This window comes from Lacipirellula parvula (assembly GCF_009177095.1).
GTDB lineage: Bacteria > Planctomycetota > Planctomycetia > Pirellulales > Lacipirellulaceae > Lacipirellula > Lacipirellula parvula.
Window position 1 is genome coordinate 3,765,834 of the sequence record NZ_AP021861.1, and the last position, 21,814, is coordinate 3,787,647.

General features: G+C 64.0%; 19 protein-coding genes. 11 read left to right on the forward strand and 8 right to left on the reverse strand.

Translation table 11 applies throughout. From position 1 onward, the window contains the following. Positions 1-63: 63 nt before the first annotated feature. Positions 64-2,388: a diguanylate cyclase domain-containing protein gene (locus PLANPX_RS14755; RefSeq protein ID WP_152099473.1), complete on the reverse strand. Its 2,325-nt coding sequence runs from the start codon at positions 2,386-2,388 to the stop codon at positions 64-66. Positions 2,389-2,715: 327 nt separating this feature from the next. Between PLANPX_RS14755 and PLANPX_RS14760 the strand changes: the two genes are divergently transcribed. After that, positions 2,716-3,600 (forward strand): fumarylacetoacetate hydrolase family protein, encoded by an 885-nt coding sequence (locus tag PLANPX_RS14760; protein WP_152099474.1) that lies wholly within the window; start codon positions 2,716-2,718, stop codon positions 3,598-3,600. 216 nt (positions 3,601-3,816) lie between these two features. Here the strand turns inward: PLANPX_RS14760 and PLANPX_RS14765 are convergent, their stop codons facing one another. Then, positions 3,817-4,284 carry a hypothetical protein gene (locus PLANPX_RS14765; RefSeq protein ID WP_152099475.1) on the reverse strand — a complete coding sequence of 156 codons (468 nt, stop codon included), beginning with the start codon at positions 4,282-4,284 and terminating at the stop codon, positions 3,817-3,819. Positions 4,285-4,474: 190 nt separating this feature from the next. Further along, positions 4,475-4,957 (reverse strand): hypothetical protein, encoded by a 483-nt coding sequence (locus PLANPX_RS14770; RefSeq protein WP_194175106.1) that lies wholly within the window; start codon positions 4,955-4,957, stop codon positions 4,475-4,477. A 478-nt stretch (positions 4,958-5,435) separates the two neighbouring features. Between PLANPX_RS14770 and PLANPX_RS14775 the strand changes: the two genes are divergently transcribed. The 10 genes from PLANPX_RS14775 to PLANPX_RS14820 all read left to right on the forward strand — a co-directional run bounded on the left by PLANPX_RS14775 (position 5,436) and on the right by PLANPX_RS14820 (position 15,447). Continuing rightward, positions 5,436-6,611, forward strand: coding sequence for a DUF1207 domain-containing protein (locus tag PLANPX_RS14775; protein ID WP_152099476.1), 1,176 nt, complete (start codon positions 5,436-5,438; stop codon positions 6,609-6,611). A 638-nt stretch (positions 6,612-7,249) separates the two neighbouring features. Further along, complete coding sequence (locus PLANPX_RS14780) at positions 7,250-8,134, forward strand: hypothetical protein (RefSeq protein WP_152099477.1); 885 nt, start codon at positions 7,250-7,252, stop codon at positions 8,132-8,134. Between the two features lie 138 nt (positions 8,135-8,272). Then, positions 8,273-8,917: a lamin tail domain-containing protein gene (locus tag PLANPX_RS14785; protein WP_152099478.1), complete on the forward strand. Its 645-nt coding sequence runs from the start codon at positions 8,273-8,275 to the stop codon at positions 8,915-8,917. A 321-nt stretch (positions 8,918-9,238) separates the two neighbouring features. Next, entirely contained in the window at positions 9,239-9,853 is a 615-nt protein-coding gene (locus tag PLANPX_RS14790; RefSeq protein ID WP_152099479.1) for a PilZ domain-containing protein, read from the forward strand. A 212-nt stretch (positions 9,854-10,065) separates the two neighbouring features. Further along, positions 10,066-12,057 (forward strand): PAS domain S-box protein, encoded by a 1,992-nt coding sequence (locus tag PLANPX_RS14795; protein ID WP_152099480.1) that lies wholly within the window; start codon positions 10,066-10,068, stop codon positions 12,055-12,057. Next, a complete protein-coding gene (locus PLANPX_RS14800; RefSeq protein ID WP_152099481.1) occupies positions 12,054-12,689 on the forward strand; it encodes a response regulator transcription factor in 636 nt (211 codons plus the stop codon). The genes PLANPX_RS14795 and PLANPX_RS14800 overlap by 4 nt, the downstream gene beginning before the upstream one ends. A 220-nt stretch (positions 12,690-12,909) precedes the next feature. Beyond that, on the forward strand, positions 12,910-13,686 hold the full coding sequence (locus tag PLANPX_RS14805) for a response regulator transcription factor (protein ID WP_172992077.1): 777 nt from the start codon (positions 12,910-12,912) through the stop codon (positions 13,684-13,686). Positions 13,687-13,877: 191 nt separating this feature from the next. Then, a complete protein-coding gene (gene rpsR, locus PLANPX_RS14810; RefSeq protein ID WP_232536124.1) occupies positions 13,878-14,129 on the forward strand; it encodes a 30S ribosomal protein S18 in 252 nt (83 codons plus the stop codon). Between the two features lie 172 nt (positions 14,130-14,301). Next, entirely contained in the window at positions 14,302-14,721 is a 420-nt protein-coding gene (locus PLANPX_RS14815) for an acyl-CoA thioesterase (protein ID WP_152099483.1), read from the forward strand. A 51-nt stretch (positions 14,722-14,772) separates the two neighbouring features. Continuing rightward, positions 14,773-15,447 carry an ABC transporter ATP-binding protein gene (locus PLANPX_RS14820; protein ID WP_152099484.1) on the forward strand — a complete coding sequence of 225 codons (675 nt, stop codon included), beginning with the start codon at positions 14,773-14,775 and terminating at the stop codon, positions 15,445-15,447. Positions 15,448-15,655: 208 nt separating this feature from the next. Here PLANPX_RS14820 and PLANPX_RS14825 read toward each other — a convergent pair whose 3' ends face one another. The 5 genes from PLANPX_RS14825 to PLANPX_RS14845 all read right to left on the reverse strand — a co-directional run bounded on the left by PLANPX_RS14825 (position 15,656) and on the right by PLANPX_RS14845 (position 21,643). Next, a complete protein-coding gene (locus tag PLANPX_RS14825; protein ID WP_152099485.1) occupies positions 15,656-16,639 on the reverse strand; it encodes a DUF1559 domain-containing protein in 984 nt (327 codons plus the stop codon). Positions 16,640-16,687: 48 nt separating this feature from the next. Further along, the gene (locus tag PLANPX_RS14830; RefSeq protein WP_152099486.1) at positions 16,688-17,971 is read right to left on the reverse strand and encodes a dockerin type I repeat-containing protein; all 1,284 of its coding nucleotides are present in this window, start codon (positions 17,969-17,971) and stop codon (positions 16,688-16,690) included. Between the two features lie 133 nt (positions 17,972-18,104). Next, positions 18,105-19,511 carry a glycosyltransferase family 4 protein gene (locus PLANPX_RS14835; protein WP_152099487.1) on the reverse strand — a complete coding sequence of 469 codons (1,407 nt, stop codon included), beginning with the start codon at positions 19,509-19,511 and terminating at the stop codon, positions 18,105-18,107. A 174-nt stretch (positions 19,512-19,685) separates the two neighbouring features. Then, entirely contained in the window at positions 19,686-21,020 is a 1,335-nt protein-coding gene (locus PLANPX_RS14840; RefSeq protein ID WP_152099488.1) for an NAD(P)/FAD-dependent oxidoreductase, read from the reverse strand. Next, positions 21,017-21,643: a hypothetical protein gene (locus PLANPX_RS14845; RefSeq protein ID WP_152099489.1), complete on the reverse strand. Its 627-nt coding sequence runs from the start codon at positions 21,641-21,643 to the stop codon at positions 21,017-21,019. Before PLANPX_RS14845 ends, PLANPX_RS14840 begins: the two co-directional genes overlap by 4 nt. Positions 21,644-21,814: the final 171 nt, after the last annotated feature.

Here is a 21,814-nt window from a genome sequence, read left to right on the forward strand (position 1 = left end):
CTCCCCACGAATTGCCGGCGATGTCCGCCGGACTTATTTGCACGATGACCTCGCCGCGGCCGCTTAGCGCGCCCCGGCCGGCAGCGGACGCGCGTCGGCGTCGACTTCCTTGGCCATCAAGTAAGATTTCAAACTTTGCAGCGCCATCCGCGCCCGTTCCATCTGATCGTCCCGGCGACGGTTCCGCCGCTTCTTCGGACGAATCGAAACGTTGATCACGGTCTGAGCGTAGCTCCCCGCTGCGAGGCCGAAGCTGTTGGTCTTCTCGAGCCGCTCTTCGCTGAACTCCAGCTCCAGGCGATACGCGCTAGGCCGATCGGCCTTCCGCCGATTCTGCCCGACGCGGTCGCTCGAGATTTCAATTTCCACGCGGTTATCGCGAATCGAAATAATCTTCGCTTGCTGATCGGTGACAAAGCCGCGCAGCTTCTCGATCGCAATGTCGATTGGCACTTCGGTCGTCAGCTTCGTTTCAATGAGCGGCGTCGAGCGGAAGAACCCGAAGTCCCACCACTTCTTTTTCGGCGCCTGAAGTTGTTCTTTTTTGCTGCCGAGTTGGACCACTTGGTTGCGTCCCTGTTCCTTCGCCATCAGCAGCGCGGAGTCCGAACGCCGCAGCAGCGTCTCGGGCGTGTCGCCCGACTGCAGCTGCGCGACGCCGAAGCTGGAAGTGATCTTCCGCGTGCCGAGGCTGGTGAAGCTCGCTTCCGCGACTCGCTTGCGAATGTTCTCGGCGCGTCCCGCCGCGTCGGCCATTGTGCAGTCGGCGCACAGCACGGCAAACTCTTCGCCGCCGTACCGCGCGACCAAGTCGCCCGACCGACACGCCTGCGTCAGCACGTTGGCGACCGTGATAATCGCCTCGTCGCCCGCTTGGTGGCCGAACGTATCGTTGATGCTCTTGAAATGATCGATGTCGGCCATGATCAGGCTGCAGGGGAGGCCTGCCTGTTCATGCGCTTCGATGAACAACGCCAGCATGCGGTCGAATTCCGCGCGATTGGCGACCTTGGTCATCGGGTCTTTGGTGACTTCCGCATGGAGCGCTTCGCAGCGCTCTTCCAGCGAAACTTCCGGCTGCGCATCTTGCAGCAGCACGGTCGCCCCGCGCAGGTGTCCGTCGCGGCACACGACCGGAATCGCGTGCAGGTCGATCGCCACATGCTCGCCTTGACGGCCCAAAATTTCGAGCCGTTGCCGCAATTGGGCATGCGTTGCAATCGCTCGCGCCACGGGGCACGCATCGTCGCGCACCCGCCGGCCGGCCGTGTTGCACATGTCGAGCAAGCTCGGCGTGAACTGCCGACCTTGCGCCGCCGCACTGCTCACGCCCGTGAGCCGCTCGGCGCCCTTGCTCCACAAGAAAATGTTCCGCTGCTCGTCGACGAAAATCACGCCGTCGTGCATCGAGTCGATCAACTGCTGCTCGAACAGCGAGCGATTGTCTTTCACCGCTGCCGGAGCCGCCGCTGGGGCTGCCGTCGGCGGCAGTTGCGACCACGGCAATTCGGTCTGCCGCTTGCCGAGCTCGTTCAGCCAGCGTCCAGCGACTTGCTGCGTCAGCAACTCTTGATCGTGCGACAACAGCTCGATGAACTGGTTGACCAGAATCGGATCGAACTGCGTCCCAGCGCCCACGAACAATTCGTGCAGGGCCGCTTCCCGCGACAGCAGTTCGCCGCGCAGCGGGTCGGCCGTCATCTGGTCGAACGCATCGACGATGGCGATCATCCGCGCTTCGAGCGGCAAGTCGTCGCCGCCCACCGGCGAGGCGCCGCCTAGCCCGTCGAACCGCCGGCCCGCGTAGCGAACCGCGTCGAGCACGCGCTGCGAACTGCAACAGCAAGCGAGGATATGCACCCCCGCCTCCCAATGCGTTTGCAGCATCGCCTCTTCTTCGGGAGTAAGACCCGTCGTCTTCGTGAGCACGCCGTCGGGGATCGAGACTTTGCCGACGTCGTGCAACAGCGAAGCCGCTTCGATCGCGTCGCGGGTCTCGTCGTCGAGCCGCTTGTAGAGCGCCCAAGTGCTGCAGCCGAGCGCGACCCGCAAGCTGTGCGACGCCGTCGGCGGGTGCTTGTGCTGCAGCGCCGCGTACAGGCCGCTGGCGAGTCCCAGCCGCACTTGCACGAGCGAGTTTTGGTGATGATCAATCGGCCGCGAAGGCGCGGGCGCCGCTGGCACCGGCGTCTTCTTATTGTTGTTACTGGCGCTGCGCGGCGCCGGCTTCGTTTCCGCCGTCGCTTCTTCGAGAGCGCTTAGCAGCGAGCTGATTTCCGCCACCCGCGACTCAGTCTCCAGCCGCCGCCGCGTCGAAAGGGCGCGCATGTCCGCCGGCGGCGAGTTCGTCGCGTTCGGATCGACAGAGGAGTGGTCGGTATCGGGCATAATTACGGTGGGCCGACCTGCTGAGGGTCGGATTGCGCAAAAACTTCACGGTGAGGACCTTCGGCCCGCTTAACCGTAGGTCACTCGCCCCCACCCGGCAAACTTCGCGGACACACAATTCTTGCGCAATCGCGCACGGCGAGAATGCCCGGCACGGCAGGAAGTGCAAGCGACATGTGGCGCTGGGGAACACGAACCGTTGCAACCGTCACAACCCGCTCCGCAGCCGCCTTGCCGTCCCCATACGCCCGCCGCTTGTTCCCGCGCACGACGACCGATAGGCTGGCAGTTTCACCAGCGACTCGGAATCACGCCTCGGAGACGATCATGCGGCTTGTAACGTTTGAATCAAATGGAGCGCCGCGGGCCGGCGGACTGCGCACCGGTTCCACCGGCGTCCTCGAGGTCGTCGACCTGCAAGCCCACGAGCCCTCGCTCCCCGGTTCGATCAAAGAGATCCTCGCCGCCGGCCCCGACGTGCGGCCGATCGTCGAACGGGCCATCGCCGCCGAGCATTGCACGCCGTTCGATCAGGTGAAGCTGCTCGCCCCGATCCTCGATCCGCAGAAGATCATTTGCGTCGGCCTCAACTATGCCGACCACGCCGCCGAAACCGGCGCGCAAGCCGGCGACGAACCGGTGATCTTCTGCAAGTTCCCGACGACGCTCCGCGGACCGGAAGCAGAGATCGAACTGCCGCCCGAATCGAACCAGGTCGACTACGAAGCGGAGCTGGTAGTCGTCATTGGGGCCCGCGCCCATCGCGTCAGCCGCGCCGACGCTCTATCCCACGTCGCCGGCTACTGCTGCGGCAACGACGTCTCAGCTCGCGACTGGCAAAAAGGAAAACCGGGCAAGCAGTGGCTCCTCGGCAAGTCGTTCGACTCGTTCGCGCCGCTCGGCCCCTGGATCGCCACGAGCGACGAGATCGCCGACCCGGGCCAACTCGACATCACGATGCGGCTCAACGGCGAGTTGATGCAAGACTCGAACACCCGGCAGCTGATCTTCCCGGTCGACTATCTGGTGAGCTACCTCTCGCACGTCTGCACGCTGCTGCCGGGCGACCTCATCTACACCGGCACGCCGTCTGGCGTCGGCTTCGCCCGCGACCCGCAAATCTTCCTGCAACCAGGCGACGTCTGCGAAGTCTCCGTCACCGGCCTCGGCACGCTGCGCAATAAGGTGCGCATCGAGACCGAGTACCACTAAGCGTGCGAGCGCGACGCATCATCGCAGCGCAACCTTCTTACTGAATTTTGTGGCTCCCTCCCCCTGGAGGGGAGGGCTGGGGAGGGGGGTAGAACCCTGGTACCCGCTGCAATCACCCCTCCCTAACCCGGTGCTTCACACGGACTACCGCCTGCGCTCGATCGCCACTGGCGATCGTGCTCGTTGCTCCCGTCGAGGGGAGGGGACCACACAATTTCATGTGGGTACCGCCCGCAGCGCCCCCGCAAACTTCGCCAGCGCTTCCGCCGGCTCCAAATTAAAAATCACGCGCCCATCCGTGCCCCACGCGTGCCGACGATACACAAACGTCGCGGTCGCCGAGCGGAGATTGCCGACCGCTTCGACCTCCTCCATCCCGCCCCCTTCGATCGCCGCGAAGCTGACGGTCGCCGCCACGAGCGCGACAAGTTCCCCTGTCGCCGTATCCACGGCAAACAGCGGCGCTCCCTGCAACTCGCACCCGGTCCACCGCAACCCGCGCGGCTTGCCGCTTAGTGAAGCCGCTTCCAGAAAGCGCTGCGCCAGCTCAGCCTGTTGACCGCTGAACTCCTGCATCGCCATCAAGCGATGTTGCGCGCGCCCGCGCTGAATGAACTTCCACACGACGTAGACGAACGCCGCCCCAACCAGCAACTCGCTGAGATAGATAAACAACAGCGTCATACCGCCAAGCTCCCCCGCCGAGCCGGCAGCCCTGCCAAATCATCCCCAGTGGCTGCCTTAGCCCCTGTGGGAGGCGTCTCCGACGCCGATTACGCTCACCACCACGAACGACCACCGGTAGCGCGACGCTGCTTCGGGGTCGGAGACCCCTCCCACAACTCTTCCCGCTAGGCGACCGCGACGAACCGGCTTAACGCCACGTCAGGTTGTCGTCTCGCTGCGCCGCCGCCGGCGCCGCCATCTGCTGCGAGAAGCTTGGCTGCATATAACCGACCGGCCCCGCACTCGGTGCTGGCGTCGGCGTCGGCGCCACATACGCCGGCCCGTAAGCTCCGCCATACGCGCCATCACCATACCCAGCCGCGCCATTGCAGCCGCAGCCCGCACCGCCGCTAGCACCGTAGCACCCTATCGGAGCATACGGGGCGGGGCAAGAGAGCCCGCACCCGCCCGGCCACTTTACACGCCGCGGTCCGCTGTTCACGCACGCCGCGCCTGGCGTGAAGATCATCGGAGCATGATGCCCCGGGCCATAGCCGTACCCCCACCACTGGGCGCAGGTGCTCGGCAACGGCGGGCACACCGGCGTCAGCGCCGCCGCCTCGCCAGCAGCCCCCGCCAGGCCGCAAATCGCCAACAGCCCCGCCGCCAGTTGCATCCGAGTCGACTTCATGGCACGCCCGACGGTAATAGAGAGAGCACGACGTTCGCCGTTTCAGCGATGCCGCGGCATTTTGTGGGAGGGGTCTCTGACCCCGAAGCGGCTTCGAGCCACCGCGACGCGCTGCGGTGTTGAGCGGAATCGGCGTCGGAGACGCCTCCCACAGAACTCCGGTGGGCACAGCCTTTCCTCATACCATCGAACCGCCGCCGCTCCCCGCAACCGGAAACCAGCGCGTGATAGCGTGACCGTTGCGATCTGCCAGCACGCCGCCAACCCGCAAGGTTTTACTCCTTTACGCACGTAGAACGCGCGCGTCCAAGTTTTATCGATTCTCCGCCCTGGTGCGGTTATTCGCGTTGTTACGGACGCTCTCAGCACGCCGATAACAGGGGTAGAACCGATTGCTCCGCCCCAGGCCTTCCCGCGGCTCGGGGCGGAGCTCGGCTGCCCGACGACCCACCGCGCCACCCAGGGCGCCCACAATCCGATGAAACTCCACCACCCGCTGACGGCAGCGGTTGCGGCTTGGCTCTGCCTCGCCCCGACCTACTGCCTGGCCGACGCCCCCTCGTCGGCAAGCGCTGCAACCACCGAGGCAACCGCCGCCGCCGACAACGACGACGAAGGCTGGTTCGACGGTTGGAAGCCGCGCTTCATCACTGAACGCTTCGGCCGCGGCCGCAAAGAAGCCGCGCCGCCCGACGGCACGATCGTCCTCACCGGCGGTCAGGAAGCGTTGCCGCCGCTCGGGCCCGTCAACGAACCAGGCCTCAACGATCCCTACGTCGCCGGCTCGCTCGGCGCCACGAACGGCATGGGGCAGCCGCTCCCTGCTTACACCGACATCCCCATGCCGCGCGACGGCGGCGGCTACTACTCCGGCACCACCGGGCTCGTCAGCGGCCAGCCCTACACCTGGCAAGTGATGCCGCAAGGTTTGATCTATCGCTCGTATCTCGCCGGCGAAAAAGAATCTCGCCTCCGCTCCTTCTGGTACGGCGAGCATGGGCGCGCGCTGTGGGATCTCACCCTCGGCGGCAACGTCGGCCTCATTCGCTACGGCACCAGCGGCACCGCTCGGCCTGAAGGTTGGCAACTCGGCCTCGAAGGCGCCGGCCTCGTCCGCCTCGACATGGACCAGAACCGCGACGTCGACTCAGACGATTTCCGCGGCGGCGTGCCGATCACTTGGGGCGACTCGGTCCACCAGGTAAAGATCGCCTACTACCATCTCAGCTCGCACCTCGGCGACGAGTACTTGCTGAAGCACCCAGGCTATCCGCGGCTCAACTACAGTCGCGACTGCATCGTGTGGGGTCACTCGATGTACACCACTGAAAACTTCCGCGTCTATGGCGAAGTCGCGTATGCGGTCGCCTACGACGTCGGCAAGCCGTGGGAGTTCCAGCTAGGTTTCGACTGGGCGCCCGGCTACGCCACCGGCAAGCATGGCGCCCCGTTCGTCGCGTTCAACGCCCACTTGCGTGAAGAACACAACTTCGGCGGCAACGGCGTCATCCAAGGCGGCTGGGCGTGGCGCGGCAGTCCGTCGTCCGGCCTGTTCCGCGTCGGCGTGGAATACTTCAACGGCAAGGACGACCAGTTCTCGTTCTACGACGACAGCGTCCAAAAAATCGGCGGCGGCATCTGGTACGACTTCTAAAGCATAGAAGCACCGCCATATGAAAGCGAAGCGTCCGCGCCAGCGGAAGCCAGCCCGCACCATCTCGAACACCCCCTCCGGCCGCGGCAGCGATTCCCCCTCGCTCCGCGGCCTTCTTATTTTCTATTCCGCAACCGCGCCGCCAGTAGCCGCGGGGCAACGCCCCCGCCGGAGCGAACCTCAGTTCGCGTCACCCCCTCGTCAATCCCCAAATATCTGCCGCGCATCCACTTTCCTTAGCCCCCGGTTCTTCAAACCGGGGGCGAACCGCTGCGCCCTTCATCCCGCAGATTGCAAAACCAACGCGCGGCCAAATTTAGTTGTCGAAACTAGGCCACCGATTCTGCTAACGTGAACGCCAGTTCACATCGCAACATGCAGCGCCGCGCACGCAGCGCCGCGATTACGGCCAGCGAGCCCCCTGGTTTATCCAGGGGGTCGTCCGCAGCGCACCAAGCACCGCCGACCGCAACGCACCACCAACCGAATCCCCCCCGGACAAGCCGGGGGGCTCGCCATCACACAATCACGCAGCGCCAAGCGCGCCCCTTACCTACTCGCCTAAACACCTACTCACCAACCAAATCAAACGATTCAACAACTTCAGTCGCACATTCCAAACAGAGGAGAACCTTCCCATGCAACGCCAATACATCCGCCAGCGCGAGCGCGTCTTCACCGAAGAAATGAAAGTGAAATTCTGCGAGCTAGTCAGAAAGAGCTACTCGCTCGCCGAAGCGGCCCAAGGCGTCGGCGTGACGCTTCGCACAGTCCAGCGCTACCGTAGAGAAGAAGAGGACTTCGACCAAGAAGTGCGCATGGCGAAGCTCTCTAAGCCCGACCCCTTAAAACTGATGGAATCAGCCGCGAGAACGCATTGGCGGGCCGCCGCCTGGCTGCTCGAGCGCACTAAACCCGAAACCTACGCCCGCAAACGCGGCGACCTCGCCTCGGGCCTGAAAGTCACGAAGGCGCTGCGGTTAATGATGGAAACCGCGCTCGCCAACACGCCCGAGGAAGCGCGCAGCGAACTGTTCAAGCACCTCGACAAAACCTACGAACACGCTCTCGACTGCTGCTTCCCGAGCCTCGGCCCCTGGGACCGCCCGCGCGAACCAAAGATGGCCGACACCCCCATCGTCTTCCGCGAACGTGCCAAGTCGGCGCCCGTCATCCACAACTATGGCCTCGGCACCCCCGACGAATGGTCCTTCGCCGCGCCGCAACCGGCCTCTCGTTCCCACGCTCCGCGTGGGAACGCACCCGCTGACGCTCCGCGTCGCGAACCCAACGTCGCGGCCACCACTCAGCCGTCGGCACCCTCAGCCCCCGGTTCTTCAAACCGGGGGCCGGCCCCGCCACAAGACGCCGCCCCCCTCGACACTTCACGCCAAACGAAAAAACCCATCCTGCGCAATCCCCGCACCATCCGCTTAATGTCGCCAAAAATGCAAAACACGACACTACGAAGCGACATGCGACACGACAGGCCACGCGTCGCCTCGCCTCCACGGGCCGCGTAAGCCGCCCGCTACGGCTCAGCCTTCATCCCCCCCCCATTCGGCCTTAACAGGCTCTTCACTCGCCGTCGTTAGCATCGCCCCCGGGCGGTTGCACGTTGCGACTGCGCACATCGTGGACTTCGACGAAGAGGGATGCTCATGAAGCGGGCTTTAACCATTTGCACGTTGGCCATCGCGGCCCTGTTGACGGGGCGCGCCGACGCCGCGATCCAGATCACCGAGTGGATGTACGCCGGCGCCAACGGCGAATTTATCGAATTTACCAACACGGGCGCGGCGCCCGTCGATCTCACCGGCTGGAGCTACACCGACTCGGCCCGCACCCCGGGGCAGGTCTCGCTCGCCTCGCTCGGCACGATCGCCGCCGGAGAATCGTTCATCGTCACCGAAACGGCCGACGCCGCGTTCCGCACCGCGTGGAACCTGCCGGGTAGCGTGAAAGTGTTCGGCGGCAACACGACCAACCTCGGCCGCGCCGACGAAGTGAACATCTACAACGGCACGACGCTCGTCGATCGCCTCACCTACGACGACCAAGGCATCGCCGGCTCGATCCGCACCCAAAACAAGAGCGGCATTCCCTCGTCGCTCGCCGCCCTCGGCGCCAACAACGTGCTGCAGTGGCAATTCGCTGCGAACGGCGACAGCTTCGGCTCGGTCGCCAGCGTCGGCGGCGACATCGGCAACCCGGGCCGGTTCACGCTGGTTCCTGAACCAGCGACGCTCGCGCTCGCCGGCCTCGGCGCCGTGGCGATCGCCGCGCTCCGCCGCCGGTCGCGCTAGTTTCTAGCGATAAGAACGAAGACTCCTGACAGAAGCCGTTGCACAGCACCTGCTGTGCGGCGGCTTCTTTTTTTGCAAACCCATAAAAGCCACCGGCTCCGCCGGTGGACGAACTGCCAATCCGCCGCCCATTCACTCCGCCCATCGGCAGAGCCAATGGCTTTTAATCGCACGCGCGCTCGCACCGGTTCTGCGGGTTGCATCGCCCCGCCGCTCGCCATCCCTCCGCATGGCGCCACATCGCGCGATTCCGCCGCCCACCGCGAGCCTAGACTTTGGCTCCTCGGTCATCGACACCCGCGCCGCCGCCGATCGCCCGCCATGTCCAAATCGAAGTACGCCATCGACCGCCGGCAGGGCAGAAACGGTATCGACTCGTGCGGCGCCTGCGGCTCGAGCATCGCCCTCGTCCACCCCACGCCCGATCATCCCGCGATGCCCTGGCGCTGCCGCACGTGCGACGCGCTCTACCTCGCCGCTCCGCAAAAGCGTTTGGGCACGACGTTCCAGGGGGGCGTTCGCCAAGCCTTTTACATGGACGTCATCGAGCGAGCCGCGCTCGCCGCTCCGAACCAGCAGCCGGAACTGTCGAGCGAAGACCTGCTGCAACTTCAGCAATGCACCCGCAGCGCCGTCACGCGCACCGGCGAATCGCGCAGCCAGTTGCGTTACCCGGTCGTGACGCCGGTCTCGGTCTTGCCCCTGGCGGCCGACTTCCGCATCGCCGGTCCGCTGACGACCGCCCACACAATCGACGTCAGCTGCGGCGGACTCGGACTGTCGATCTCAAACCCCACGTCGGCCGCGTACTTTGCTGTGGAGTTTTTGATCGAAAGCATCTCGATGCCCGCCGTCATCCTGCGGCCCGTACGCCGCGAGGGGGGTGGCCAGGAATTCACCGTGGCAGGCGAGTTCGTCTGCCGGATACAATACTGACGTGGCGAAAATTGGCTCGGGCGTTTCCCAGGCCGCACAGTTTATCAGGCCTGATGATCGATTCCGAGAAATAGAGTTGCCGCGCGAGCGGCAGCCGCCACAATAAGGCACGCGGCGTGTGGCAGCCGTTCGATCGACCAACGACTGCCGCCGGCGATCACTCCCCAAATGGGTGAGACGCCGCACGCTTCTCTCTTCAACCTGAAAGTCCTGTGGCCCCATCGCGATCCACAACCGACGCAGCCGCCGACCCGGCGTCGCTTATCGACGGCTGGTGCGACGTGCTCCAGCGCGAGCGGATCTTTTTCCGCGTCGATGCGAAGAACCGGCTCCTCGCAGTTTCGCCGTCGGTGCAGGAGCAAATGGGCTACGACCCCGACGAGCTCGTCGGCCGCGACTATCACGATTACTTCGACGTCGATCACCCGCTGCTGGCGAAGTTCCTCGACGCCTCCGGCCGCTTCATCCAGTACGATCCGCCCGGCCTCCGGCGATCGATCGGCCGGAAGAATAGCGGTGAGTTGATCTACCTGATCCTCCGCGAGCAACCCGCTCCCAGCGAGGAAGGCCCCGCGATCGATTACATGGCCGAGGACCTCACAGTCCGCGTCCAAGCGGTGCTGACGATGCAAGACAGCGAGCGGCGCTACAACCGACTCGTCGAAGGCCTCCGCAACGACTACATCATCTACTCCCGCGACGCCGAAGGCCGCATCACGTACGTCAGCCCGTCGACGAAGAACGTCCTCGGCTACGAACCTGAGCAGATGATCGGGGTTTACGCCCGCGATACGTTTGCCGACCCTGCCGCCGGGCACGCAATGGTCGATCAGTTCATCCAGGACATCGAAGCAGGGCGGCGAGCGGTTCACACGGAACGGATCGAAGTTCGTCACCACAACGGCGCCGTCCGCGTGATGGAAATCGACGAGTGGCCCGTCTTCGGCGTTGACGGCCGGATCAAGTCGATCGAAGGCATCAGCAAGGACGTCACCGAGGCCGACGCGATCGATCGGCGGATCCGCAAATCGAACGAAGACCTCGAACGGCACGTCGCCTTCCGCACCGGCGAGCTCACCTCGATCAACGAGGAACTGCGCGCCAACGAAGCCCGCTACCGCGACGTCATCGAAACGCTCAACGACTTTATCGTGCGCTGGAAGCCAAGCGGGGTACGAACCTTCGTCAACGAAGCCTTCTGCCGATTTCACAGCGTTACGGCGGCCGAACTCGTCGGCACGAGCTTCGTGCCGCAGATCCACCCCGATACGCAAAGCATTTTCCACGCCGCGCTCGATTCGATCACTCCGCAGAATCCTTCGGTCAATTACGAAATCCGCGTCGCGCGACGCGACGGCAGCTGGCCTTGGGTGCAGTGGAACACCCGCGCCAAGTTCAGTCCCGACGGCGAGATCGCCGAATATCAATCGGTCGGCCGCGACGTCACGGCGCTGAAAGCCGCCGCCGACCTGCTGCGTCAGAAGGAAGCCCACCTCGCGCACCTCTCGCGATTGGCGACGATGGGCGAAATGGTCGCCGGCATCGCCCACGAAATCAATCAGCCGCTCCACGCGGCCAAGACCTTCGCCGAAGCCGCCCGCCGCAACCTACAAACCGGCGGGCCCGGCAAAGTCGAGAAGGCCATCGAGTGCGCCGAGGAGATTTCGCAGGCAATCACGCGCACCGTCGGCATCATCCGTCGCCTCCGGGAGTTTACGAAGGCGCAACCGTTCGAACTCGAGGCGTTTCAGATCAACTGCATCGTCAAAGAAGCAACCGAGTTGGCGGGCTACGTCATCCGCCGCACCGGAGCGGTGGTCCGCCTGGAACTGACGGACGACTCGCCGACGATCCTGGGCGATCGTATTCAACTAGAACAGCTGGTGGTGAATCTGCTCATCAACGCCTGCGAGGCGATGGAGCAAACTCCTCAGAACGAACGAATCATCCACGTCCGCACCAAGACGGAAGGGAAAGAGCTCGCGATCTCCGTCTCCGACGCCGGCAGCGGCGTCGACGACGAGGGGATGACGCGCCTCTTCGAAGCCTTCTTCACGACCAAGCAAGAGGGCATGGGCATGGGGCTTGTCCTGTGCAAAAGCATCGCTGAAGCCCATGGCGGCGATCTCTGGGCTGAACGCAACGCCGACGGCCCCGGCATGACCTTTATTCTCACGTTGCCTATTTCGGGAGAACGTCCGTGAGCGAAGATCAACCAACGGTATACGTCGTCGACGACGACGCACAAGCCCGCAAAGCGGTGACGACGCTCATCGAAGCGATGGGCGTCGCCACCATCGGGTTCAACTCCGCTGAGGAGTTTCTCAGCGGTTACGACGGCCGCCGCCCGGCGTGCCTGGTCACCGACGTCCGTATGATCGGCATGAGCGGGCTCGAATTGCAGGAAGAGCTCATTCGCCGCGGCGTCGACATCTCCGTCGTCGTCCTCACCGGCTTCGCGACGACCCCCGGCACGGTCCGCGCCATGAAGAACGGCGCCCTCACGCTGCTTGAAAAGCCCTGCCGCGATGACGAACTGTGGGAAGCGATCCGCGACGGCCTCGCGGCCGATCGCGCCGCCCGCTCGGAGCAGGCGAACATCGGCGAGATTCAAGCTCGCTTCGACAGCCTCACCGCGAAAGAACGGGACGTCCTGTCGCACGTCGCCGCGGGCGAAGCCAACAAGGTGATCGCGCGCCGCATGGACGTGAGCCTGCGAACCGTCGAGCTCCATCGCCAAAATGTCTTCCAAAAAATGGGCGCTGATTCGCTGGCGGAACTCGTGCGGATGGTGGTCGCGATCGAGGGCGAGAAGAAGCCGCCTGCCGGAGGCTGAGGCTCGCGTTTGCGGCGATTAGCGGAAGCCGAGCGTTAGCGGCGAGTCGATCGAGTCGACCGGTCGTTTCGGGGAGCAGCGCGTTCTCTGCGGCAAGCCGCACGGAAACGACGGTTTCTGCTGATACGCCTGCTAGCCGAGGCATGTATTATTGGATTAGTCAATGGCGTCCGCAGCGGTCGTCTTTCTTGGCTGCCTGCATCAACCCAAGGGGCCTCCCATGTCCCTCCCGCCCACTACCAGCCGTCGCTCACGCCGCGATGGCGCCGAGTTGGCCCAGTTGCTCGAATCCCGGAGCCAGGCCCAACCTGTCCCAGAAATGTCAGAACCGATTGTATTTGTGATTGACGACGACGCCCAAGCCGGGCGAGCCGTCTCTGAGCTGGTCCGGACGTTTAACTACGAAGTCCGGACGTTCCAGAACCCGCGCGATTTCCTCGAAGCTCTCCAAGAGCTCGACGACTATCAGGTCGGCTGCGTCATCACCGACCTGCGGATGAGCGGCGTCGACGGCATGGAGCTCCTCCAGCGTCTCAACGAGCGTTCCTCGACCCTGCCGGTGATCATCATCACCGCCTACGCCGAAACCTCGACCACCGTCCGAGCCCTGCGCCGCGGGGCAGTCGCAGTGCTCGACAAGCCGTTCCGCGACGACGAGCTGTGGGGCTTCATCCAAGAGGGCGTTTCGCGCAGCGTTAGCGAGGTTAGCCGCCACCGCCGCCAGCAGGAGCTGGAAGAGCGGTTTAAGCGTCTCTCGCCGCAAGATCGCGAAGTCCTGAAGTTGATCATGGAAGGTTCCAAGAACCGCACCATGGCCAAGCGGCTCGACGTGAGCCTGCGAACCATCGAAAACCGCCGCCGGCGGATTTTCGACGTGATGCAAGCCGACTCGGTTGCCGAATTAACCCGCATGGTGGTGGAGTACGAGTACCGCCTGCCAGCCACCTCGCCCTCCGAGGAAACCTGGCTCCACCTCCCCTTCGAACGGGTCGCCTAAGTAGCCGCGGGGCAACGCCCCCGCCGGAGCGGCACTTAAACCACGCCGCCCCCACGCGCCATCCGTCCGAAAAATCAACGCAACCCGCCCCCACAACGCATCTTGCGTCCCCGGGGCCCCTCGCTACAATACAGGGCTCTGCTGGCCAAACGTACGGCTAGCACCATCGATTCACCGTATACCGTTCTGCTATGATTCCCGAGCGCAAACCGACCTCGACCCGCCGCGTCGTCAAGAAGGACCCCGTCTGCGTGGACGGCGTCCGCCCCCGGCCGATGTTCATCGACTACAAGGATCTTGACCTGCTGAGCAAGCTGACCAACCGTCACGGCCGCATCGTCAGCCGCCGCAAGACCGGTTGCCACGCGTCGAGCCAGCACGCCGTCGCGAAGGCGATCAAGCGGGCCCGCTTCATGGGTCTGATGCCGTACATCGGCGGCTAGCAAGCTAGTGATCGGTTACTGGTGATCGGTGATCGGTAAAGATCGAAGCCATCGGCTTCTCTTACCGATCGCCAATCATCGAATCTCGGTGGCTAGCCGGGTGATGACGTGCGCTTCGTTCGAGCGGTTCGCGTTTCCGATCACCAGTCCCCGATCACCGATCACCTCCTCCATGCCCGAGCCGTTCCACACGTCGCGTCTGGTTGAATTCCACGACACCGACATGGCCGGCATCATGCACTTCGCCTCCTTCTTCATCTACATGGAGTCGGCGGAGCATGAACTCTATCGCTCGCTCGGGCTGAGCCTGCACACCGAGGTCGACGGCGAGCTGATCAGCTTCCCCCGCGTGAGCGCCGCGTGCGACTACTCGTCGCCGGCCCGCTGCGAGGAGATTCTTGATATTGCCGTCTCGGTCACTCGCATCGGGACGAAGAGCATCAGCTATGAGTTCCGCTTTACTCGCGCGGGGACGCTGCTTGCCATCGGCAAGATGACGAGCGTCTGTTGCCGCGTGGTCCATGGGCAGCCGCCCGTCTCGCGGCCGATCCCGGCGGAGATCGCCGACGGGCTCCGCAAGTACGCGATGTAGATTAAACCGACGCTTTGTGTGGCGGCCGCCGGCACTCGCTACAATGCGGCCATGCCCACGCTCAACGCTTCATCGCTCGCGAAGTCGTACCCCATCGCCGACGGCGAGCTCGTCGTCTTGCGCGAGGCGACGCTGCAGTTGGAGCGGGGCGAGTCAGCCGCGATCGTCGGCCCCAGCGGCTCGGGCAAGAGCACGCTGCTGTCGATCCTCGGCACGCTCGAAACGCCCTCGACCGGAACATACGAACTCGGCGGCGCGGCGCCGTTCAGCCTCAGCGAGCCGGAACTGGCGAAGTTCCGCAGCCGGCAGGTCGGCTTCATCTTTCAGGACCACCACCTGCTGCCGCAGTGCTCGGTGCTGGAGAACGTCCTGGTGCCGATGCTCGCTGATGGCGCGGCAGGCTCAGCCGATGTGGAGCGGGCGGAGCAACTGCTCGATCGCGTCGGCCTTGCGGAGCGGCGTCACCATCGGCCGGCCCAACTCTCCGGCGGCGAACGCCAACGCGCCGCCATCGCTCGAGCCCTGTTGCGTGAACCGACGCTCCTGCTTGCCGACGAACCGACCGGCAACCTCGACCGCCACACCGCCGATGCGATCGTCGATCTGCTGCTGGAACTCCAAGCCGAGCGGAACGCGATCTTAGTCGCCGTCACCCACAGCGAGCCCTTGGCAGCACGCCTGCAACAACGCCACACCCTCAACGACGGCCGACTCGAACGCCAGTAGCCGCGGGTCAACGACCCGCCGGAGCATCTACCGGAATGGCGAGGCTTCCTGCAGAGAAGCTTACTCAAGCGACCGCGCTACCGCGATGAATTTTGTGGCTCCCTCCCCCTTGAGGGGAGGGCTGGGGAGGGGGTGGAGCCCTGGTACCCGCTGCCGTCACCCCTCCCTAACCCTCCCCCTCAAGGGGAGGGGACCTCAGGGTTTTGTTTTAGAACGCCGCCGGCAGGATCTCGTCCCCTGCCCGCGTCAGCAGCGCAATCCCCACGCCCATCTCCACCTCTTGGCCAATCATCGTCACGTGCCCATCGGCGAAGCAAAAAGGCGCCCCGCCGACGTGGAAGCTGTAGATCTCGGTGAGGTTAGTGTAATTGATGAACTGCGCGTTGTTGTTCACGGTGAAGCCGTTGTCGGGATCAGCCCAACCGACGCCTTCGGCGACCGACGTCAGATTCCCTTTCGAGTCGCCACGTTGCCCCTTGGTGTAGAGGTCGGGCTTGCCGGCTCCTTCAGAGATTAGCAGCGTATTCGAAGTCCCGTCGGTGATCTCCTTCAAACGGCAGGGAGGACGCGTGAGGACTTTGGTCAGCACGCCGATCACGCGATCGCTGTTGTCATCCATGCCGTCGAGGTCGCCAGGGTAAGGCCCGAGCGAGGGCTGGGCAGAGTTCCACGCAGTCGCTCGAACTCCGTTGGTGCAACCGTAGTCGCCCGCCGCCGGCTTGAGAACAGAGGTAAAGTTGGCGTCAAATCGATCGCCTTCAGGCACGCTGGGGCAACGGAAGAAGGAGATTGGTGCGCTCACGGCCGCGCGATTATCGGCGTGAAACCAAGCCTTCTTCAGATCGTATTGCTGGGCAATACCCGCCTGCTCGGCATAGGGCAGGGCGACCGCTTGCCACGAGTGGTCGTTGCTCTTCGTGGACGTGCGGTCGGCAACGTCGTGCTTGCTCGTATCGGCAGGATTGACGTTCCACCGTCCGCGCGGGAATGCGCCCCGGGCGCTCTCGTAGTTGAGCAGCGAAAGCCCCATCTGCTTCATGTTGTTGAGGCACTGCCCCCGCCTCGCAGCTTCTCGGGCCGCCTGTACCGCCGGCAGCAATAGCGCGACCAAAACGCCGATGATGGCGATCACTACCAAAAGTTCGACGAGCGTGAATCCAGCCACGCCGCGAAGATAATTGCGAGTACGCATCGAGCGAGAATTTTCCTGTAAGTGTTCAGAGCGAGCCGTTTGGTGCGGCTATTGATGACGGCGGCGACGAATAAACCCAACAGCGGCCATCGCGGCCAAGCAGGCCGTGCTGCATTCCGGCACCGCAGCCACTGCGACAGTTCCCGCAGCGCCAAACGCGCCGCGCCACACGGCGAGGTCGGTCCCATCCACGACGCCGTCGCCGTTCAAATCACCGTCCGTAAGCGAAGGTTGGGCCTTGCCGAAGCCCCGCTGCCAAGCGAGAAAGTCGCTGCCGTCGACGACGCCGTCGAGGTTCGCATCGCCGGTCTTCAGCCAATTCCGCAACGGCGAGAGGTCTTGCACGCCGCTGCCGCTGCTCCAGATGTTCGGCTCGCCGAACGAGCTCGACGAACCATCTTGGTAGTTGTTCAGCCACGCATCGAGGTACTTCTGCTGCGTGGCGTTGGAGCCGACGGCGAAGCCTTCAAGCCGCACAATTTCCTGCGAGTTGACGCTCCAATTCGCGGCGACCGGTTGCCCCGTGATCGGGCTGACTGCGGTGACGCCCGTGCCGGTTTCGCCGAGGGGCCCTTGAACGACATTGCCGGCGGCGTCTTTGATCGTCCACTGCCAGCTGTCGTTGTTCACTGCGTAGAGGCCGGCTTCGTCGGAGCCGATCGGCAGCGGATTGTTCGGATCGCCGTCGACGACGCTGCCGCTGAAGTTGAAATACTTGAAGCTGTTGTCAGCGTTTCGTTCGCCGGCCCAGATGTTGATGTTCCAGTCGCCCGCCGCGCCGCCGCCGCCGTTAGCGAGCGGGTTCCAACCGACGTTGGTCGAGAAGTCTTTGAGCGTGTGAATGGCGGGGTTGTAAGCGTCGCCGCGCTGCTGCCCCAGGCCGGCGATGCCGCCCATGCGGTCGAGGCCGCCGTTGAGATCGCTCACTGGCTGGTACCACGCCTGCTTCCACTCGTTGATCGTCAGCATCGTGCCGACCGGCACGGCGGCCCAGAGCGGGTCGTTGGTGAACATGATCGTGCCCGAGCCGTATTGGTTTGGATCGGCGGGATCCTGCTTGTCGTAGGCCCACTCGAACTTCCAGCCGCGCAAATCGAGCGTGTTCTTGAACTTGCCGCCGCCGAGTTCATCGCCCTGGACGGTGATGAACTCAAGCCAATTCTGGCCGTTGCCTTGCAGGCGGCCCAGCGTCGTATCGAACTTGTTCGACTCGAGAAACTTCGAGCCAGTGACTGCGTTCGCTTCGTTCAGCATGAACGAGTTACGGACGGCGGCCGAGGCCGTGGAAGAAACGCATAGAATTGCCGCACACCACAGAACGAATCGCCGCATTACCGCTCCACGCTTACGAGTGACTGCTTCTAACTGGGAAGCAGTTCGCAGCAGCGTACGCGGGTTGCGTGAAGACGGGGTGAAGAAAAGATGCAGATCGCCGACGTTGATTGGGAGCGCTCGGCGGACCTTGCTAGGCGACGAGGCGGCGGTAGAGTTCGAGCGTACGGCGAGCCATCGTTTCCGCTTGGTAACGATCGACGATCGCCTGCCGACCGCGCTCGCCAAAGCCGGCGGCCGCTTGCGAGTCGGCGAGCATAGCCGCCAGCTTCGCCGCCAGATCGTCAGGGCTCAGCGGTTCATGCAAGACGCCGCCGCCGGTATCGGCGAGCAATTCTGGGAACGCCCCGTGAGCCGGCAGCACAACGGGGACGGCGTTGGCCAGCGCTTCAAGAATCGACAGCCCTTTGCTCTCGCGGTAGACGGTCGGCACGGCCATCACGTGGAGTGACTGGAGGAATTTGATTTTCTCTGTGCGGTCGAGCTCACCATGGTAGGTGAAACGGCCGGCGAGGGGTCCGCGCGCGACGCGCTGCTCAATCTCGGCGAGGTACGCGCGATCGCCGCCGCCGAGATAGCCGGCAGCGTGGATTTCGAATGGGGGCGTTGGTCCCTCTCCCCCGAGGGGAGAGGTCAGGTGAGGGGTTTGCTGTTGCTGCGACGGGTTCGGGCTTGTGGAAGATGGATGCGTCGGGAATCCCTCCCCTGGCCCCTCCCTGCGAGGGAGGGGGATTTTGGCCAGCCGCTCCGCCGCGTCGATAAGGAGGTGCAGCCCCTTGTCGTAGCAAATGCGGGCGAAGTAACCGATCCGCCGCGGGGCGCCATTGGCGCTCGGCTGGCGCTGGCCATGGCCTGCGAGGTCGAGGCCGTGCGGGATGACCTCGATCCGCTCGCGCGGCACGCTCATATAATCCGCCATGAAATCGGCGAAGTAATTGTTGAGCGCGACGAAGGCGTCGACGTCAGCGGCCCGCTCGCGGATCAGCTGTCGGGCTTGCTCGTAGTGGGGCGGCGTCAGCTTTTCGAGAAAGATGTCTTCGCCCGAGAGCGAGCAGACGATCGGCGGCCCGCCGCGCTGGCGGATGAGCCGCGCGAGGCCGAGCATCATCGAATTCGAAAGGTGCACGACGTCGGGCTTCGCTTCGTCGACGAGCCAATCGACAAGCTTTTCAAGTTCCTTCCGCTGGTTGCCGAGCTCGCCCCGCAACATCGAGACGGTCATATCGCCAAGCTTCGACGCATCAACGCTCGCGGCGTTCTTGGTCGCTAGATTGAGCAGCTTCGGGTTGTCGAGCCAACCGTCGAGCCACCGCGGCGTGCGGCGGAAGATTGGGAACTTCTGCTGCAAGTAGGCGTTGATGCCGCCAAAGAAGACGCGCGGTTCGCTGACGTCGACTTCGTCGGTCCGAATCGGCGTGTAGATCGGCGCGAGGATCACGTCCTCGCCCAGCTTCAACAGCGCAGCAGCCAGCGTGTTGTCGTGGAGACAACTCCCGCAGTACATGCCGGCGGCGCCGGCGGCGAGGTAGGCGATGCGCATGCGGGACGTCAGTAGAAGTTCGAAGAATGAATACTTTCAACACAGAGAGCACAGAGGACACGGAGAAATGCGAAGACTTCCGGTCGATACGCCGCTGCTTACTTCACTCGCGTTCGATAACTGATGCTCGTAATTCCTCTGTGCTCTCTGTGTCCTCTGTGTTGAAAATTCTTCCTAAGCCAGCGCCGGCACGTCGGCGTCTTCTGGTTCGGCGTTCGGATCTTCCGGCGGCAGCTCGTCCTTCATCCGTTCCATGAACGGGTCGAGATCCTTAAAAATCCCGCCGACGCGATCGTTGAACACCCGGCCAACCAGCAGGTCGGTCAGCTCGCCGCGGTGGTGCGGGAATTCCTTCACGAACTTGCCGACGCGGAAGCCGCCCGAGTAGAACGCGTGAACCAGCTTGCGAACCCAGTTGGTCTTCTCGCTGAACCCGGGAACCCACTTACCAAGCCGTTCGGCCGACGGATCGTTCGCTTGGAGGGCGTCGACAATGCACTCCGACGCCAGCTCGCCCGACTTGAGCGCAAAGAAGACGCCCGACGAATAGACAGGATCGATGAAGCCCCACGCATCGCCGACGAGGGTCCAGCCGTCGCCGGCCGAGCGGTCGGTGAGGTACGAGAATTCCTTAGCGACGACGAGTTCGTCGACCTGCGTCGAGCCTTCCATCCGCCACTGGAGGGCAGGGCACTTGGCGACCTCTTGGAAGAAGACTTCCGACGGCGTGCCGCGGCCCTTAAGCATGTACTCGTTGTCGCCCACGACGCCGATGCTCACCACATCGTCGGCCTGAGGTATGTACCAGAACCAACTCTTTCGCTGGCTGGTGTGGAGCACAATCGTGTAGACGCCGCCATGCTCGGTGTCGCGCTTGGCGCCTTTGAAGTGGCCCCAAATCGCCGCCTTCTTGAGGTCGGGATTCACACGGCGGAGGCCGAGCTTGCTCGACAGAATCGCCGATTGACCAGTGGCGTCGACGACGACCTTCGCGCGAATCTCACGCGTTTCTGTTTTGCCGTCGGCGCCGGTGAACTGCAACTTGGCGCCAACCGCTCGTTCGCCTCCCATTAGCACGTCGAGCACGCGCACGCCCTGTGCAGCGTCGGCGCCGTTCTCGGCGGCCGTGTCGAACAGCATCTGATCGAACTCAGGCCGCGGGATGTGCCACGTTTCGCTCCACTCGTTTGGATCGTTCCAACGGAACAGGAACGGCGCCGACTCGCGGCCGGCGTGGTTCACGAACTGGACGCCGACTTTCTTCGCGTAGCCGCTTTGCTTCAGCTTGTCGAGAATGCCGAGCTTCTCGAATACGAAGTAAATGTCGGGCATGAGCGACTCGCCGACGTGGCGACGCGGGAAGCGTTCGCGCTCGACGAGCAACACCTTGAACCCCGCCTTCGCGACAAGCGTGGCGGTGGTCGAACCCGACGGCCCCGCGCCCATCACAATGCAGTCGTACGAGTCATGCAGTTCCGCGGGCGACTTTTCGAGAGTGCTCGTGCTCATGCTTTCACGATCTCCAGGAGTTCAACGGCAGGCCGCCCCTCGACGACGATGCGGGCCGTGCGGCCGTACAGTCGTTCGGCGTCGAGAGACTTCTGAGTTGGCAGTTTCGCAAGGTTGAAGACGCTGATCGACGAATCGTCGCTCGTCGACGCCGCCGTTCCAGCAGGTTGGTTGACGGCGGGAGCGATCTGATAGATCAACCGCCGCTGCAATTCGCGCCCAGGCTTAATTCGCCATAGGCGATGTAATTCTACATGCCGCAACACGTTGTGGCGAATGAGCACCCGCCCCAGCGGCGTACCGCGCGACTCGATCTCCTCACGCACAATCTGCGGCAACCCGCTCAGATCGATTCGCATGACGCCGAACTGGACAATCTTGCGGCTCTGCCGGCAGATGAGCAGGCTGGTGCGGCTGTAGTAATCGCCTTCCCGGTGTTCGTCGAGCACGGCGACGTCGACCATGGAATTGTGAAACGCCTCGACCGTGACCGTCATGTGGGCGTCGTGGGCGAGCAGCGTCTGGTAGTCAGCCGGCATATCGTCGACAGCGACGAGCCGAAACTCGCCGAGTTCGGCGAGCGTGGGGAAAAAGGGGGCGGTGATCGTCTCGAGTTGGGGCACGAGAGGATGGGCGAGGGTGGGAAGTGGGCGGAAGGGCGATGAGTCGGAGCGTTGCGGCAGACGCTGAATGAAACCCCGGAGACGGGTCAAAGGGGCGGTGCTGGCGGCGAACCGTTGATTGTCCCGCGGGAGAGGGGGTTCGGCAAGGCAGGGGCCGGTTGCCGTAGGTTG

Excerpts from the sequence above, each read along its gene's own strand:
- PLANPX_RS14755 (WP_152099473.1), bottom strand. The coding sequence starts at position 2,388 with ATGCCCGATACCGACCACTCCTCTGTCGATCCGAACGCGACGAACTCG.
- PLANPX_RS14760 (WP_152099474.1), top strand. The coding sequence starts at position 2,716 with ATGCGGCTTGTAACGTTTGAATCAAATGGAGCGCCGCGGGCCGGCGGA.
- PLANPX_RS14765 (WP_152099475.1), bottom strand. The coding sequence starts at position 4,284 with ATGACGCTGTTGTTTATCTATCTCAGCGAGTTGCTGGTTGGGGCGGCG.
- PLANPX_RS14770 (WP_194175106.1), bottom strand. The coding sequence starts at position 4,957 with ATGAAGTCGACTCGGATGCAACTGGCGGCGGGGCTGTTGGCGATTTGC.
- PLANPX_RS14775 (WP_152099476.1), top strand. The coding sequence starts at position 5,436 with ATGAAACTCCACCACCCGCTGACGGCAGCGGTTGCGGCTTGGCTCTGC.
- PLANPX_RS14780 (WP_152099477.1), top strand. The coding sequence starts at position 7,250 with ATGCAACGCCAATACATCCGCCAGCGCGAGCGCGTCTTCACCGAAGAA.
- PLANPX_RS14785 (WP_152099478.1), top strand. The coding sequence starts at position 8,273 with ATGAAGCGGGCTTTAACCATTTGCACGTTGGCCATCGCGGCCCTGTTG.
- PLANPX_RS14790 (WP_152099479.1), top strand. The coding sequence starts at position 9,239 with ATGTCCAAATCGAAGTACGCCATCGACCGCCGGCAGGGCAGAAACGGT.
- PLANPX_RS14805 (WP_172992077.1), top strand. The coding sequence starts at position 12,910 with ATGTCCCTCCCGCCCACTACCAGCCGTCGCTCACGCCGCGATGGCGCC.
- rpsR (WP_232536124.1), top strand. The coding sequence starts at position 13,878 with ATGATTCCCGAGCGCAAACCGACCTCGACCCGCCGCGTCGTCAAGAAG.
- PLANPX_RS14815 (WP_152099483.1), top strand. The coding sequence starts at position 14,302 with ATGCCCGAGCCGTTCCACACGTCGCGTCTGGTTGAATTCCACGACACC.
- PLANPX_RS14820 (WP_152099484.1), top strand. The coding sequence starts at position 14,773 with ATGCCCACGCTCAACGCTTCATCGCTCGCGAAGTCGTACCCCATCGCC.
- PLANPX_RS14825 (WP_152099485.1), bottom strand. The coding sequence starts at position 16,639 with ATGCGTACTCGCAATTATCTTCGCGGCGTGGCTGGATTCACGCTCGTC.
- PLANPX_RS14830 (WP_152099486.1), bottom strand. The coding sequence starts at position 17,971 with ATGCGGCGATTCGTTCTGTGGTGTGCGGCAATTCTATGCGTTTCTTCC.
- PLANPX_RS14835 (WP_152099487.1), bottom strand. The coding sequence starts at position 19,511 with ATGCGCATCGCCTACCTCGCCGCCGGCGCCGCCGGCATGTACTGCGGG.
- PLANPX_RS14840 (WP_152099488.1), bottom strand. The coding sequence starts at position 21,020 with ATGAGCACGAGCACTCTCGAAAAGTCGCCCGCGGAACTGCATGACTCG.